Genomic DNA, 15,395 nt, shown 5'->3' with positions numbered 1-15,395 from the left:
CAACTCTGGCAGAGCGCTTATTCTCCAAAATTCCCACCAAGCGCCATCGGGGCCATACGGATCAACCGGCTGTCCTCCACCGCCGCCTGCCGATGCGCCACCGCCGCGCGGTACTCTGGAAACTTATGCATGGAGGTGAAGGCCTCCACACTTGGATACTCCGCAATAAAACACAGATCCCACATCTTTTCCGGCCCGATCAGCATCTGCTCCATGCTGCCCCGCCAGATGATCTTGCCGCCAAGCTGTTTGAACACCGGCGCACTCTCGCGCCCATAAGCCGCATAAGCCTCCGCACCGGTGGCCTCTCGCCCGTCTTCATAGACCGCCTGATCACGCAGCTTGATCAGGTTCAGCATATGCACCGGCCCCTCCCGATCGTTGGCCTTGAAAGCCTCATATCCGGCCTTGTCAAATGTGGTGTAGTCCAATGTCTGCTCTCCTCAAAACACCTTCGCAGAGAACAACCACAGCACCAAAAGATCAAGCACCTCCCCCGCGCCCCGTTTTCTCATTCCTGAAGTATGCCGGGGGTATGGGGGCTGGCCCCCATTAAAACCTGCGTATGGGGGCCAGCCTCATTCCAAACTGCTGCAAATCGCGGCAGCCCCCAAATGACCGCAGCGACCAATAAAAAAGGCCGCCCCCATTGGAGCGGCCTCTCACTGTCCCGTTAACGGGGTTTGGACTTATTCGTCGTCCAGTGCCTCTACGGCTTTTTGCAGGTCGTCTTTGGAGACCTCTTTTTCGCTCACTTCCGCCAGCTCAAAGACATAGTCGACAACTTTGTCTTCAAAGATCGGCGCGCGCAGCTGCTGCTGCATCTGTGCGTTCTGCTGAATGAACTCAAAGAACTGACGCTCCTGACCAGGGTACTGACGCGCCTGGTTCATGATCGCTTGGGTCATCTCGGCGTCGGTCACTTCGACCTCTGCTTTCTGGCCCAGTTCTGCGAGCAGCAGGCCGAGACGCACGCGGCGCTCTGCCAGGGTGTTGTGCTCTTCAGTTGGCTCGATCTTGTCGTGATCGTGGCCTTCCACTTCAGGGTTTTCTTCGTGCCACAGCTGGTGTGCGATCTGGCCCGCTTCTGCTTCCACCAGGGATGGTGGCAGCTCGAAGGACACCAGCTTGTCCAGCTCGTCAAGCAGCGCGCGCTTGGTCACCGCACGTGCGGCACCGGCGTATTCTGCTTCCAGACGCTCGGTGATCTGAGCTTTCAGACCTGCGAGGTCTTCGGCGCCGAATTTGGTCGCCAGCTCGTCGTTGATCTCTGCAGCAACCGGCTCTTTCACCTCTTTGATGGTGCAGGAGAACACGGCTTCTTTGCCCGCGAGGTTTTCTGCGCCGTACTCTTCAGGGAAGGTCACGGTCACGTCTTTTTCTTCGCCCGCTTTCACGCCAACCAGCTGCTCTTCAAAGCCTGGGATGAACTGGCCGGAGCCGAGGGTCAGTGGGAATTCTTCGCCAGCGCCGCCGTCAAAGGCTTCGCCGTCGATGCGGCCCACAAAATCCATGACAACCTGATCGCCGTCCTGTGCCGCGTCGCCTTCGCCGCGTGCTTTGAAGTCCTGCGCGGTTTCCGCAAGGTTGCCCAGAGCTTCGTCCACGGCGGCGTCGTCTGCTTTGACAACCAGCTTCTCCAGCTTGATGCCTTTCAGGTCCACTTCAGGGATCTCTGGCAGCGCTTCATAGGACATCTCGACTTCTACGTCAGAGCCTGGCTTCCAGTTTTCGCCGTCTTTCATTTCGACTTTCGGCTGCAGCGCCGGACGGTCGCCGGACTCTTCGAAATGCGCGTTCATCGCACCGTCGATGGTCTCTTGCATGGCTTCGCCCATCAGGCGCTCACCAAACTGCTTTTTCAGAAGCGGCATCGGCACTTTGCCTTTGCGGAAACCTTTCATTTCGATTTCCGGCTGTGCTTCTTTCAGCTTTTCATTGACCTTCGCGTCCAGCTCATCAGCTGTCACGGTGATCGAATAGCCGCGTTTCAGACCTTCGTTCAGAGTCTCGGTAACCTGCATCAGGAGTCCCCATAAGTAGCGGCGCGCGGCACATGAGAGTCCGCGCGCAGTCGAGAAAATTTGTGCTCTTCTAGTGGCCCCCGCGCCGCTGTGCAAGGCCAATTCCACGCAGAGAGCGGCTTTCAGTCAGCGACAGGGACCAAGCAGAGGCCAAGGGTCGGCCCTCTGCCGATCAGCGGGTGTCAGAAGTTCCAGCGTGCCGCCACCATGAAGATGTCGATATCCTGATAATCCAGCCCCGGCTCTTCATATTGATACTGACGATACGCGAGATAGAGCTCGGCATTATAGTTATCGAGCTCCTGTGTCGCCTGCAGCCCCCAGGCAAATCCATCATCGCCCGCAAGACGGGAGTCATTGGCCCAGAAGAAATCCGCCGACAGATGAGTCTTGCCCCAGGCAAACCATTCAAAATCACGCTTGCCGAGCTTGGTGTAAAAATAGTCACTGTCCACGGCGCTGTTGTCGCTGTCGCGACGTCCGGCTGCGATCTTGCCGTTCAATCCGGTGGGCGTGTGCAAAATGGCAAAGGACCCAAACACCGAATTGGCGTCGCCGCCGGCGTCAAAATCCGTCCACTCGCTGCCGATGCGCGCACTATATTGCAAATCTCCGGCATCGCCGTTGTAGACCAGACCAAAGTCATAGACCGTGTCATCCACACCTTCGCTCAGGATGTTCTCCCCCACAGCCGCGCTGAGGATCAAACCGCCTCCGGCCAACGGCGGCGTGTCATATCTCACACGTCCCAACCGGCCACCGTCAAAGTCATTGAACACCGATTTCACAGTGGGTTCCGTGCCATCAACCATCCCGTCGCTGAAGTGAAACCCGCCGCCGACATCGGCAACCGCGCTGGTCGCAATCCCGTCTGTGCCAGAGAAGCTCGCCCCGGTGATCCCGTCAGACGCCATGCTGCCCTGCCCCAGATAGACCTTACCAAAGCTGCCCTCATAGCTGAAATCCACCTTCCGGATATTGGTGCGCTCCCATTCCAGAAACTCCGGATCATTGATCTGACTCCAATCAGAGCTGCCCGCGAGACCCAATCCGGTTTCAAAATTGAATTTGAATGTGCCCTGCCCAGTTGGCTGGGAATAACGCACGCCAAACCGACTGACCGCATTTGAGTTGTCGGCAAATTCGCTGGTGGTGGTATCCCCGTCATCCACCACAATAAACCCGTAATTCAAATGCCCATAAAGCTCGGCATTGTTCTGCGCCAATACCGCCGTTGCTGTCCCTGAAAAGGCAATCGCCCCGCCGACCATGATTTTGGTAATTTTGGATATACTGCCCAAGACCCTTTTACCCATCACGCTTCTCCAATCGATTGAGAGTTCAAAATGTGACTTAAAGTCGTATTTGAGAGCCCCACCCGAATTGCTGTTTCGCAAATTCGGGCCCACCAATTCAATTCGGGCTCAAAGCGCCACCCAATCCCAAAGGATGAGTTGAGCACTCCAATTGGACTATATCGTAAATTTTATTCAAATTCACGACATCAAGTTGCGATGCCACAAATTAAAAAAATCGTTGCCCCGCAATTGGACAATCCAAATAAGAAAAAGGCGGCCGGAAATTCCGACCGCCTTTCAAAGCTCACTTCTGAAAGATTTCAGAAATTAGAAGCTCCAGCGTGCGCCAACGAGGAATGCGTCAACGTCTTGGAAAGACGCGCCAGTCGCTTCGTACTGGTGCTGGTGGTAGCTCGCGAACACTTTCATGTTGGAGTTGTCGATGTCCTGAACCGCTTCGATACCGTATGCGGTGCTCTCGTCACCTGCGGATGCGAAGTCGTTGCCACGGTATGCGTCAACGGACAGGTAGGTGCGGCCGATGGAGAACCAGTCGCGCTGCAGACCAAGCTTCACATAGACATAGTCTGCGTCAGGCTGGCCGCCTGCACCGTTGTTGTCAAAGTCAGCGGTGCCGTAAGCAACGCTTGCGCTCAGACCGGTTGGGGTGTGCAGTGCGCCAACGGAGCCAACGATCGCGTCTGCGTCGTTGTCAGTGTTGCCGGTTTGAGAGTAGGACAGGCCACCCGCAACGTCATAGTCGCCAAGGGTGTTGTTGTAGTAAACAGCCAGGTCGTAGTACTCGCGGTCAACGTTTGGCTCCAGGATTTCGGTACCTGCGGATGCAGACACAGTGAAACCGTTGAAGGTTGGTGCGTCGTAACGGATACGACCCAGACGGCCACCGTCCAGACCGTCAAACACGTCACCGATGCTCACGCCGGACAGAGCGCCTGCGCTGGTGCGGAACTGATAGCCGCCTGCGGTATCGGCCACAAACACGCCACCCGCGATGTCGGTGCCAGCAACGTCACCCGCGCTTGCGGTGCCGTCGGAGGAGGAAGAACCTTCACCGATGTAGAAAGTGCCGAAACGGTCGGTTTCGTAGATCGCTTCGAACTTACGGATGTCGTTGCGGTCCCAGTACAGGAAGTCTGGGGTGCCCGCTTGGCTCACTTCGTCGGTGCCGCGCAGACCGAGGGAGGCCTCAACGTTGAACTTCAGAGTGCCGCCAGCAACGCCACGCTCGTACCATGCGCCAACGCGGCTGGACGAGTTGGAGTTGTCGCTGAATTCGCTTTGGGAATCCACACCATCATCTACGCTGGTGATCGCGCCACCCAGACGGCCGTAGAAGCTGAAGCCATCTTCTGCTTGTGCTGCAGAGGTCATCGCCACGCTGCCTGCAATCATCGCCGCCGGGGCGATCCATACGGATTGTTTCAATCCAACCATTGTTCTTCTCCATAGATCCCTTTGGGCATTCCCAAGGGCTTTTTGTGCGAGTGCCTGGCCAACGATCTCCTCATTGGGATCGCCAGCCGTCATGCTGTTCTTCAAAACCACGTGAAAACGCATCTGAACGCCATCCCGCGCCGCAGTGCTTTCGGGCACGCAGCCCTGATGCGGTGGGGCGTCTACGCCCGGTCATCTGGCTTTGCAAATCCAGTATTCGCTAAAATTTTAGCAATCGGGGACGCTCAGGTCGTTAACGAGTGAAATTCTGTCGTTTTCCCACATCGAAATTCGCATTTAGACCTTCCATTAACAGTTTAAATGCCAGACATTCTGTCTTTATAGATTTATTTTCAGATACTTAACAGAATTTTATCCAAGCTTACGCGTGCGCCAAAAACGACATAAGCGGTTTTCCGCTTACCCAAAGTCAACTTGAGCCATAATTCGCTACCCAGCGCACAAGAACCGCGCCCCGAGTTCACGTTTTCGCGACCAACACGGCACCCCCGCTCCCCAAGGACTCACCTTTTCGCTGAACGTAAATCCGGAATACTGACCACGATTTCTACCTTTGGAAGATTTATGAAATTCCAAAGCAACCATAAGACACGCCCGCTCACCCCCAGAGATGTGCAATCGACCCTTTCGGCACCCAAACGAGCGCCCCTCCGGAACAACCTCCTAAATAAGCGTTAAAGCTCAACAGGTTTCCCGCAAATAAATCCGCAACACCCTGTGGAAAAACTGCACCGAATTCGCCTTAAATTGTGGAAAAACCCTAGATTATTGAAGGTCATGAGCTATACTCACCGCAATCCAACAAGGGCCAAAGCCCGATCAACTTAGAGCGGTAATACAAATATGAGTACACTGAGTTACGCCATCCGCGGGACGGATGGGGTTGTCGTTCGCGGGCAAACTGCGGAAGAGGCCAATAGCGTCATCTTTTTAGGTCAAGCCAAGGACGTTTCTCTCAATCTCGCATCTGATGACATCGCAGGCTACATGCAGCAGGGTGAGGATCTGGTGATCCACCTGGCGTCAGGCGAGACCATCACACTTCAGAATTATTTCCAATCCGTCGCAGGCGAAGAGCGTGACCTCTTCATCTCCAAGAATGGCGCCTTCCAGCAGGTCGACCTCGGAGAGCCTGTGGTCGATCAGTATTTTGCGCAATACACCGAAATCTCCACCTCCGAAAAGTGGAGCGCCTATGACCAGCTGACCTTCCTCGATCTGGAACGCATCGAGCCGGTTGTTGCGCCGCTTGTGGCGCCTGTCGCAGGCTTTATCCCCGGCCTTCTCGGCGTTGGCGGTGCGGCCGTTGTGGCCTCCACCGTTGACGGTGGCGGCAATGGCGGTGGCAACGGCGGCCCCATCATCCCAACCGTGGACGACCCGGATGTCTCGCGCATTGTCGGTGGCACCGAGGATGACAGCGTCACCATCACCGGCACCGGCGAGGCAGGCTCGACCGTGACCGTCACCATCGGCTCTGAAACCGTGACCACCACGGTCGGAGATGACGGCACCTATACCGCGAGCTTTGATGCAGCCGCCCTGCCCGATGATGGCGTCTACGCCAGCACCGTTGCGGTGGTTGCGCCTGATGCCACCACCTATGATCTGAACGGACCCTCGGTCGACATCGACACCACACCACCAGACGCGGATGTTCAGGATGGCACCGTGTCCACCGGCGATATCGTCAATGAGGCCGAGCACCGCTCCGGCCATGTGATCTCCGGCACCGGCGAAGCGGGCGCAGCCCTCACCGTCGAAATCGACGGCACCACGCACAGCACCACCGTGCTGGACGATGGCACATGGTCGGTGACCTTTGCCTCAGGTGAGATCAACACCGGCGAATACAGCACCGCTGTCACAATCACATCCACCGACGCGCGCGGCAATGTCACCACCGTGACCGACCAGCTGGAAGTGGACACCATCGTCCCGTCTGTGGCGCTCAACACCGTGGAAGGCGACAACATCATCAACGCCGCAGAAGTCACTGATGGTGTTGTACTTTCTGGCACCGGCGAAGCTGGCAGCGCACTTGCCATCACCTTTGGCGGCGTCACCCAGAATGTGACCGTCGGTTCGAACGGCACATGGTCATCTAACTTCGCGGCCAGCACGGTCACAGCGGGCACCGGCAATGCCACGGTGACCCTCACCGCAACCGATGCCGCGGGCAACAGCACAACCACCACTTCAACCATCGCAGTGGACACGGAAATCTCCGCAGACCTGAACGACAATCAGGTTGGAGGGGATGACATAGCCAACGCCGCCGAAGTGGCTTCTGGCTTCGCGCTCACCGGCACCGCCGACGCAGGCGCATCCGTGACCGTCACACTGGAAGGCGTCACCCGCACTGTCACAGCAGACAACAGCGGCAACTGGACCGCCAACTTTACTGCTGGCGAAATCCGCTCCGGCACCTACGACAGCACAGTGACCGTCTCCGCAACGGACGCGGCGGGCAACACCATCACCACCACCGAAAGCCTGCGCGTGGATACGGAGATTGGTCTCGCCTTTGACAGCAGCCAGCTAGGTGGCGACAACACCGCCAATGCCGCCGAGGTCCAGAGCGGCATCTCGCTCACCGGCACCGCAGATCCGGGCGCATCCGTCGCGGTCACCATGGAAGGTGTCACCCGCACCGTCACGGCCGCGGCAAACGGCACATGGACGGCCAGCTTCACCGCTGCGGAAATCCCGCAGGGCACTTACAACAGCCTGGTCACAGCCACCGCCACCGATGCCGCTGGCAACAGCACCACCTCTTCCACAACCGTGGCTGTCGATACCCAGATCTCTGCAGGTCTGGACAGCAATCAGGTCGGCGGGGACGACATCGCCAATGCCGCAGAGGTCGCCTCCGGCTTTGCTCTGACCGGCACGGCTGAGGCCGGCAGCACAGTGGTTGTCAAACTGGAGAACGCCACCCGCACCGTCACCGCAGACGGCAGCGGCAACTGGACAGCCAACTTCACCTCTTCCGATGTGCGCCAAGGGGAATATGACGCAGCGGTCACCGTCACCGCCACCGACGCCGCTGGTAACAGCGCTTCGTCCTCCGGCACCCTGCGCGTCGACACCTCCACCGCAATCAACGTGGACCTGTCCTCCGGCGTCTTCGCAAACCCGGTGAACGCTGCGCAAATGCGGGGCGGTGTTGTGCTGGACGGCACCACCGAGGCCAACGCCCTTGTGGTTGTCAACGTGGACGGCGTCGTGCGCCGCACAACGGCAGACAGCAACGGAAACTGGTCTGTGACCTATGAGTCGGGCGCGTTGCGCGAGGGCACCTACACTGCCAACGCCACCCTCTCGGTGACTGACGCGGCGGGCAACACCGCCACGGCCAACGCCAGTTTCCAGGTGGATACGGAGATCACCACTCCAATCGTGGAGTCGGTAACCTTCTCCGGTGATGAGGTCACCTCCCTGTCACTGGACACAGAATCTCAGTCCTATGACATCCACTCGCTGAACACCGATGGCACCACGACTGACGTGGCCACCACCGAGATTGATCTGGGCGGCAATGAAACGCTGTTCCGTCTGAACTCGGCCGCGCCTGATGGCACCCATCTTGTGGTCGCCTCCACAGACAGCGCGGGCAACAAGTCTGACACGCTGGTTGTGCTGGATGACAATGCCACCAACTCGGGCACGCTCAATCACGCGCAAATCGGCGGCTTCAACATTGAAGGCATCGAATTGGACTACGCGTCCGACACCAGCCTGACCCTGACCGAAGCGCAGATCAAAAACCTGTCTGACACCTCTGACACGCTCACGATCCACGGTGGCTCTGATGACCAGATCACCGTCAATGGCGCGGTCAAAACCAACCAGACAGAGACCATCGACGGTCAGCTCTATGACGTCTACACCGTTGGCAATGACGGCGTGACGCTTGTGGTGGACCAAGACATCAACGTAATCGTCTAACAGATCACGGGGGCGGCCTTCTGCCGCCCTTTCTCTCCCTCCGGCTCAAGGTTATACGCACGCGACATGCCCTGCCGCACGCATCATAAGTCCCTGCCCCTGCTCCTTGGGGCCACGCTTCTGAGCGGCTGCATGTTCTCGGTCCCACACCTTGACTCAGCTGAGTCTTTCCTAAAACCAAAGCCAGCCTCTGAGGCGGATTCGGCCGCCACACCGGAGGTCAGCAAGCGCAGCAGCTTTGCCCAGGATGAGGCCAAGGCCGAAAGCGAAATTCTCAACACGTTGCTGGCGCGCCGCTCCGTGCTGCCTGCCGACAGCGCCTTGAGCGAAGTGTCCGATGTGGCCCTCGCCTCCTCGCGCCGCGCTGCCGAGGCCGAGCTGCAAACCGCCCGCCTGCGCGCCGAGGCGGAAGACAAAAACTGGCTTCCGACGATTGGCCCGGAAATCTCGCTGACCTCTTTGGGCGATGTGATTGCCGGTCTGGTGCTGGAACAGGTGCTCTATGACCATGGCCGCAAAAAGGCCGAGCGCGCCTTTGCCGCCGCCGATGTCGAAGTTGCCGCCGTCACCCTGTCTCAGGATCTCAATGCGCGCAGCTTTACCGCGCTGGCGCTCTACATCAAAGGGCTGCGCGGTCAGGAACGGGCCAAAGTCGGCGCAGGTGGCCTTAAGCAGCTCAAACATTTTGAACGTATCGTGCAGGGCCGCATCGACGGTGGTGTCTCTAACAAAGGCGATCTGCGCATGGTGCGCACCAAGATCCAGACCCTGGACACCCGCAACGATACCGCCCGAGAAGATGCCGCCACCGCGATCAGCGAATTGCAGGCCATGACCGGCACGCGCTTTGCGCTCACCCCCGCCGCCCCCTTGCCCAATCAGGCCTACCCGGCGGTGGAACCGCTTGAGGTGGTCAAAGCCCGCGCCGAAGCAGACCGCGCCGTGGCGCTGGCCACGGTTGAGCGCGCCCGCCAGCTTCCGGGCCTCACCGCCGGGGCCAGCCTCACCACCGATGGCAGCAGCGGCAGCCTGAATGTCGGCAATGACGTGGGCCTGGGTCTGGGCACCGGTGCGCGCCTCAAAGCCATCGAAGCCTCCAAAGACATCGCCGCTCGTCAGGTGGATGAAGCCCGTGAAGATGGCGACCGTCTCCGCAAGCGGCTGGAAAGCAATATTCAGAGCCTCTCCCGTCAGGAAGCCGAGGCGCAAAACCTCGCTCAGGAAGGCCGCAAAACCTACAAACTCTTTGAGGCGCAATTCCGTGCCGGCCAGCGCTCGGTGCTGGAGGTTGTGGACGTCTACGAACAATCCGTGCTGCGCGATCTGGACCGCGTTGACGCCAAATATGACCGCCTTCTTGCGCAGCTGGAGCTGGCCCGCGATCTCGGGTTGCTGGCGGATGGAGACGCGATTTGACCGCGGATACCCCCAAAGGCAAGGCGCCAACGGTGCTCTCCATCGCCTCCATCAAACCGACGCAGCCCGCCAATCAGGCCGGACAGGCCAACCAGACCCGCCCGCCCAAGGTCAGCACGATTTCTGCGGCGCAATCGGCCCCAGCCGCTGAGGCTGAAGCTGCAAAACCCGGCGACGCGATCCATGATCTGGTGGAGGCCACCGCCAACCGCATCCAGCACCGCGCCACGCTGATCTCTACGCTGGCGGCGCTCAACGGCTCTGAGGTGCCCGTCACAGATGTGGCCGAACACATGTGGACCTCCGCCCCCGGCGATGTCTCCGTCAAAGCGCTCGCAAACGCGCTGGCGCAGGCCGGTGTCGAGCCCAAAGTTCACAGCAAGCGTGCGCCCGCGCCTGCCGCCTGGCCCGCCATCGCCATGATGACCAACGGTCAGGCCGTGCTGGTGCTCTCCCAAGAAGACGAGACGCTCACCGTCTATGACGACAGCCAGCCCGACAACCGCGCCGAGGTACCGGTTGCGGAGTTTACGCCGTTCTTCTCCGGCACCGCTCTGCGCGCCAAAGTTTCCCTGCGCCAACTGGCAGAGCGGCACATCCCGCAAATCGCGGACGGCATGTCGGGTCACTGGTTCTGGGGCGAGTTCACCAAATACCGCCGCCATATGGGCGAGATCATGCTGGGCTCTCTGGTGGCCAACCTGCTCGCCGTCGCCGTCGCCCTGTTTTCCCTGCAGGTCTATGACCGCGTGATCCCGCATCAAAGTCAGGCCACGCTCTGGGTGCTGGCCATTGGCGCGATCTTTGCGATTTGTCTTGAGGGGCTCCTCAAGCTCGCGCGCGCCAAGATGAGCGACGCCGCTGGCCGCCGCATGGAGCTCTCCATCCAGCATCGCCTGATGAAACGCCTGCTTGGCATGCGCTCAGACCGCCGCCCCCTGCCGCCCTCCGGTCTCTTTGCCGCCATGCGCGACTTTGGTGCGGTGCGTGATTTCTTCACCTCCACCACGATCTCCGTGCTGGCGGACATGCCCTTCATCGTGATCTTTCTGGCGCTCGTTGCCTCCATAGCGGGCAATCTGGTTTGGGTGCTGATGCTCGGCGGCGTCCTGATGGTGCTTCCGGCTTATGTCCTGCAGAAGCGTATGATCGCACTGTCTCGCGAAACCCAAGGCGCCTCCGCCAAGGTCGGCCGCCTGCTGCAGGAGGTCATCACCGAGCTCGACACTGTCAAAACCCAGCGGGGCGAAGACCGCGTGCTGCGTCTTTGGGACGAACTCAACGCGGTGTCCTCTTACTCTTCCGCCGAACAGCGCCGCCTCAGCTCCGCCCTGACCTACTGGTCTCAAGGCGTGCAGCAAACCACCTATATCGCCACTGTCGTGATCGGCACCTATCTGGTGTTTGCCGGTGAATTTACCGTCGGCACCATCATCGCCACCGGCATCCTGACCTCGCGCACCCTTGCGCCTCTCACCCAATTCGCAGGCACGCTTGCGCGCTGGTCCAACGTGAAAGGCGCACTGGAAAACCTTGATGCCATTGCACTTTCTGAGCAGGAGAAAGACGGCGAACGCAAATATCTCCGCCGCGAAAAGCTCTCCGGCCAGTTTGAACTGCGCGAGCTGTCCTTTGCCTATGACGAAGACGGTGCGCCCACACTTGATGTCCCCGGTGTTGTCATCAAACCCGGCCAGCGCGTCACCATTCTCGGTGCCAACGGCTCCGGCAAATCCACGCTCCTGAAGCTTATGGCAGGCCTTTACGGCCCGACCAAAGGCCGGCTGCTGCTCGATGGCACCGATATGAGCCAGATCGACCAGCGCGACCTGCGCCGCAACATCGGCTACCTGTCTCAGGATGTCCGCCTCTTTGCGGGCAGCTTGCGGGACAACCTCAACCTGACCCAGCTTGAGCGCGATGATGACCGCCTGATGGAAGCCTTGGACTTCGCCGGTCTCGGCCCCTTCCTGCGCAATCACCCGCAAGGTCTCGACCTGCAAATCCGCGACGGCGGCGAAGGCCTCTCCATCGGTCAGCGCCAATCCATCGGCTGGGCGCGCCTCTGGCTGCAGAACCCACAGATCGTGCTTCTGGATGAGCCCACCGCCGCGCTCGATCAAACGCTGGAGCGCACGCTTGTCAGCCGCCTGTCCGCATGGCTCAACGGCCGCACCGCCCTGATCGCCACGCACCGCACGCCAATCCTATCGCTCTCCACCCGCACGCTGATCCTGCAAAACGGCCGCCTCGTGGTGGATGGCCCCCGCGAGCAGGTGCTCGCCCATCTCGCCGCCGGAGACCGCACATGAGCGCCACCGGATATGACAATGACGCAGGCTATGACAGCGGGCTGGACGACCAGCTCCGCGCCTCCCGCCTCACCATCCGTCTGATCGCCATTGCCATGGGCCTGTTTGTGCTCTGGGCCGCCTTTGCTTGGGTCGATGAGATCGTGCGCGCAGACGGCGAAGTTGTCTCCTCCTCCCGCTCCCAATCGGTGCAAAACCTCGAGGGCGGCATTCTCGCGGACCTCGCCGTCAAACAGGGCGACCTTGTGGAGGCCGGTCAGGTGCTCGCCACCCTGTCAGACACCCGCTTCCGCTCCGCCTTTGACGATTTGCAGGACCAGATCGACGCATTGGAGCTGCGCCGTCTGCGTCTTGAGGCCGAAATCGAAGGCAAATTCGAATTTAACGTGCCCGAAGAGCTGGCCACCCGTGCCCCGCGCATTCTGTCTTCCGAGCAGGCGCTGCTGGCCGCCCGCCAGACCGACATCGACAGCCGCCGCGAAGGGGCCTTCACCCAGCTTGAGCAGGCTCAGGAAGAGCTCTCCAACATGGAGAACCTCTACAAGAAAGAGTTCGTCGCGCTGCTGGAGGTCAACAAGGCCCGTGAAAAAGCCTCAGAGGCAGAGATCCGCTATATGGACATCCTCACGCAGGCCGAGCTGGTGCTGGCGGAGGAATACTCCGAAACCCTCAAAGAGATCACCTCCCTGCGGCAGGAAATGCGCCTCGCACAGGATCAGCTCTCCCGAACCGTGATCACCGCCCCTATGCGCGGCATCGTCAACAATCTCGCCGTCACCACCATCGGCGGCGTTGTCCGCCCGGGTGAGGAGATTTTTGAGATCATCCCGCTTGGCGAAGAGCTCTTTGTCGAGGCCCGTGTGCGCCCGGAAAACATCGCCAATGTCGAGCCCGGCCAAGACGCCTCCATCAAGCTCACCGCCTATGATTACACCATCTATGGCACGCTTAAGGGCAAGGTCGATTTCATTTCTGCGGATACCTTTGAAGACGAGCGCGACCCCTCCGCCCCGCCGTTTTACCGCGTGACCGTCAACGTGAACGCCGACGCCCTGACCGAGCGCCAAAAAGCCATAGAAATCCGCCCCGGCATGCGCGCCACCGTAGAGCTGCACACCGGCTCCAAAACCATCCTGCGCTACCTGCTCAAGCCGCTTTATAAGAGCAAAGAGGCGTTTCGCGAGCCGTAGGGTTGGTGGCTTGGGTTTGAGGCCGGGGAATGTCGTGATTGCGGACAAAATTAGCATTTGCTGCCTACACGCCAATTACGGCTTTTGGAAAATTAAGCCGAATGAACACATCAACACATTTGTATTCGGAAAAAGCAAACAAAACTTCGCGCCGCCCGTGTAATCAGCCCGAGTGAGAGGGGGATGTCGCTTCGAAAAATCTTGTGCTAATTTTGCCCGTCATCACAGGTTAGCAAGTCATTCTCGACGCACAGTTTCCGCAAAAAACTGCAACCTTGAACATTTGAGTTTGGATCGCGCCGGCTGCTTGACTCTAGGCGGCCACCCTTACTTATCAACTTCAGATTTTCTTGATTTTCTTGTGCGTCAAGAGAAACAGTTAAATTCACAATGCTGTTATGGATTTCTTCGTTGGCCGATATCCACCGGCCAGCATATTTTAGCGAATTGCTGACTTCCATTGAGAGCATTCGTAGTGAATGCGGAACGTAGAGACTATAGCTTAATTCGCCGCCGCCCTGAATTAGTGTTTCGACCACAGATCCTCTGAAAGATGTCTCGCATTTGTCGCATTTAATAGGCCCGACCCTACTTGAGGAAAAAAATAATCGAATATCCGACTGTATTTCCAAATAACTAGAGTGAATATTCGAAATTGAGAAGCTTCTATCACTTCCCAGAAGGTCCATCTCATCTAAAGCCAATATCGCTCCGAGCTTCACTGTGCTGTCGAAATCTTCAGTTAGAAACCACAAGGCTTCAATGACGGACTGGCCAATTTGTTCTGAATTGGCCAACTTAGTCAGAGCGCTGATTGTAGACCTGTTGGGTTGAGGTCTCAATTTCTTACCTTCATCGAATGAAATAGTGCACCTATTCTGTTCATCATCTGGTTGCCACCAGCCGATTTCAGAAACCATAGGGTTAAAGTCGACATCTGCTTGGTCAGCGAACGGTTGGCGGATTTGCGAGACTAGAGTCAGGCTCAGCAGCTCGTTTTGGCGACCGAATTGCCTTGTTTGTTCTACTGATTGATTGGTCTGCTGCTGAAAGAGAACATTTTGCGCCTTCAAGGTCATCGTTTGTTCTTCCAGTTTCCTGTTTTGCTCAAAAAGAAGAACGGTGCCCGTGAAAGCACCAAATGCCACTACTAGTGCTGCGCAAGTTCCTATTACCCATCGATAAAACCCTGAAAAGGTGTAGATTGCGAATCCAGTCTGGGCGAGGTCACCAGCTTCCTCTATCGCTTTTTCGGTGTCACCTCTAACAACCGCAGTTAGTAGTGCAACAGAAGTTCGTGAAATATCATCAACTCCAGCAAGTGAGCGACCAATTATTCGCTCTAAGATCGGCTTTCGAAAGTACATTACGATCAGAAGCCCAGAGATCAGCGTTGCCATTGAGATTATAAAAATGAAAACCATCTGTGCTGCTTGATCGGTCAACACTCCCCAAGCCCCAACAGCTATGGGGACGCTCGACAGAAGAGCTACAAAGAACCCGATCCAAAAGTAAGAATGCCCCTGCATCACAAATCTCCAGTTTTTGCCTAGTTCAAAACATTTCCCCAAACCAGTCGCTACAACACTTGGACTGAGGATAATCAAATCGATCTTCCCCGCGCCGGCCAAATTCATTTCGCATATTATGTAAACACGCATCGATTTTGGCTGGTAGGTACTGCCTCTTACCTTATCGGCATGAAAACAACCCCGCCACAAACCCGTG

9 protein-coding genes are annotated in these 15,395 nt (G+C 58.1%); 4 read left to right on the top strand and 5 right to left on the bottom strand.

Features of this window, described 5'->3' with window-relative positions; translation table 11 throughout:
• Positions 1-17: 17 nt before the first annotated feature.
• From J7399_RS11330 to J7399_RS11315, 4 genes are all read right to left on the bottom strand, one after another.
• Positions 18-431, bottom strand: coding sequence for a DUF1330 domain-containing protein (locus J7399_RS11330; protein ID WP_247742868.1), 414 nt, complete (start codon positions 429-431; stop codon positions 18-20).
• A 258-nt stretch (positions 432-689) separates the two neighbouring features.
• Positions 690-2,024 carry a trigger factor gene (gene tig / locus J7399_RS11325; protein ID WP_209086216.1) on the bottom strand — a complete coding sequence of 445 codons (1,335 nt, stop codon included), beginning with the start codon at positions 2,022-2,024 and terminating at the stop codon, positions 690-692.
• A gap of 182 nt (positions 2,025-2,206) precedes the next feature.
• Complete coding sequence (locus J7399_RS11320) at positions 2,207-3,340, bottom strand: porin (RefSeq protein ID WP_209086213.1); 1,134 nt, start codon at positions 3,338-3,340, stop codon at positions 2,207-2,209.
• A gap of 309 nt (positions 3,341-3,649) precedes the next feature.
• The gene (locus J7399_RS11315; RefSeq protein WP_209086210.1) at positions 3,650-4,777 is read right to left on the bottom strand and encodes a porin; all 1,128 of its coding nucleotides are present in this window, start codon (positions 4,775-4,777) and stop codon (positions 3,650-3,652) included.
• Positions 4,778-5,641: 864 nt separating this feature from the next.
• Here J7399_RS11315 and J7399_RS11310 point away from each other — a divergent pair.
• The 4 genes from J7399_RS11310 (at position 5,642) to J7399_RS11295 (ending at position 13,667) form a co-directional block, all read left to right on the top strand.
• Positions 5,642-8,749, top strand: a complete 3,108-nt coding sequence (locus J7399_RS11310; protein WP_209086207.1) for an Ig-like domain-containing protein — start codon at positions 5,642-5,644, stop codon at positions 8,747-8,749.
• 132 nt (positions 8,750-8,881) lie between these two features.
• Positions 8,882-10,165, top strand: coding sequence for a TolC family protein (locus tag J7399_RS11305; protein ID WP_247742867.1), 1,284 nt, complete (start codon positions 8,882-8,884; stop codon positions 10,163-10,165).
• Positions 10,162-12,477, top strand: a complete 2,316-nt coding sequence (locus tag J7399_RS11300; RefSeq protein WP_247742866.1) for a type I secretion system permease/ATPase — start codon at positions 10,162-10,164, stop codon at positions 12,475-12,477. The genes J7399_RS11305 and J7399_RS11300 overlap by 4 nt, the downstream gene beginning before the upstream one ends.
• Entirely contained in the window at positions 12,474-13,667 is a 1,194-nt protein-coding gene (locus tag J7399_RS11295; RefSeq protein ID WP_209079036.1) for an HlyD family type I secretion periplasmic adaptor subunit, read from the top strand. Before J7399_RS11300 ends, J7399_RS11295 begins: the two co-directional genes overlap by 4 nt.
• A gap of 206 nt (positions 13,668-13,873) precedes the next feature.
• On the opposite strand, the gene J7399_RS11290 is transcribed toward J7399_RS11295, so the two are convergent.
• Positions 13,874-15,304: a hypothetical protein gene (locus J7399_RS11290; RefSeq protein WP_209086202.1), complete on the bottom strand. Its 1,431-nt coding sequence runs from the start codon at positions 15,302-15,304 to the stop codon at positions 13,874-13,876.
• Positions 15,305-15,395: the final 91 nt, after the last annotated feature.

The sequence above is a fragment of the Shimia sp. R9_1 genome (assembly GCF_017743775.1).
In the GTDB taxonomy this organism is placed as follows: Bacteria; Pseudomonadota; Alphaproteobacteria; order Rhodobacterales; family Rhodobacteraceae; genus Shimia.
This window is presented reverse-complemented; position numbering and strand designations above follow the sequence as displayed.

Coding starts and splice junctions, on each gene's coding strand:
- J7399_RS11320 (WP_209086213.1), bottom strand. CDS start 3,340: ATGGGTAAAAGGGTCTTGGGCAGTATATCCAAAATTACCAAAATCATG.
- J7399_RS11295 (WP_209079036.1), top strand. CDS start 12,474: ATGAGCGCCACCGGATATGACAATGACGCAGGCTATGACAGCGGGCTG.
- J7399_RS11290 (WP_209086202.1), bottom strand. CDS start 15,304: ATGAATTTGGCCGGCGCGGGGAAGATCGATTTGATTATCCTCAGTCCA.
- J7399_RS11310 (WP_209086207.1), top strand. CDS start 5,642: ATGAGTACACTGAGTTACGCCATCCGCGGGACGGATGGGGTTGTCGTT.
- tig (WP_209086216.1), bottom strand. CDS start 2,024: ATGCAGGTTACCGAGACTCTGAACGAAGGTCTGAAACGCGGCTATTCG.
- J7399_RS11305 (WP_247742867.1), top strand. CDS start 8,882: ATGTTCTCGGTCCCACACCTTGACTCAGCTGAGTCTTTCCTAAAACCA.
- J7399_RS11315 (WP_209086210.1), bottom strand. CDS start 4,777: ATGGTTGGATTGAAACAATCCGTATGGATCGCCCCGGCGGCGATGATT.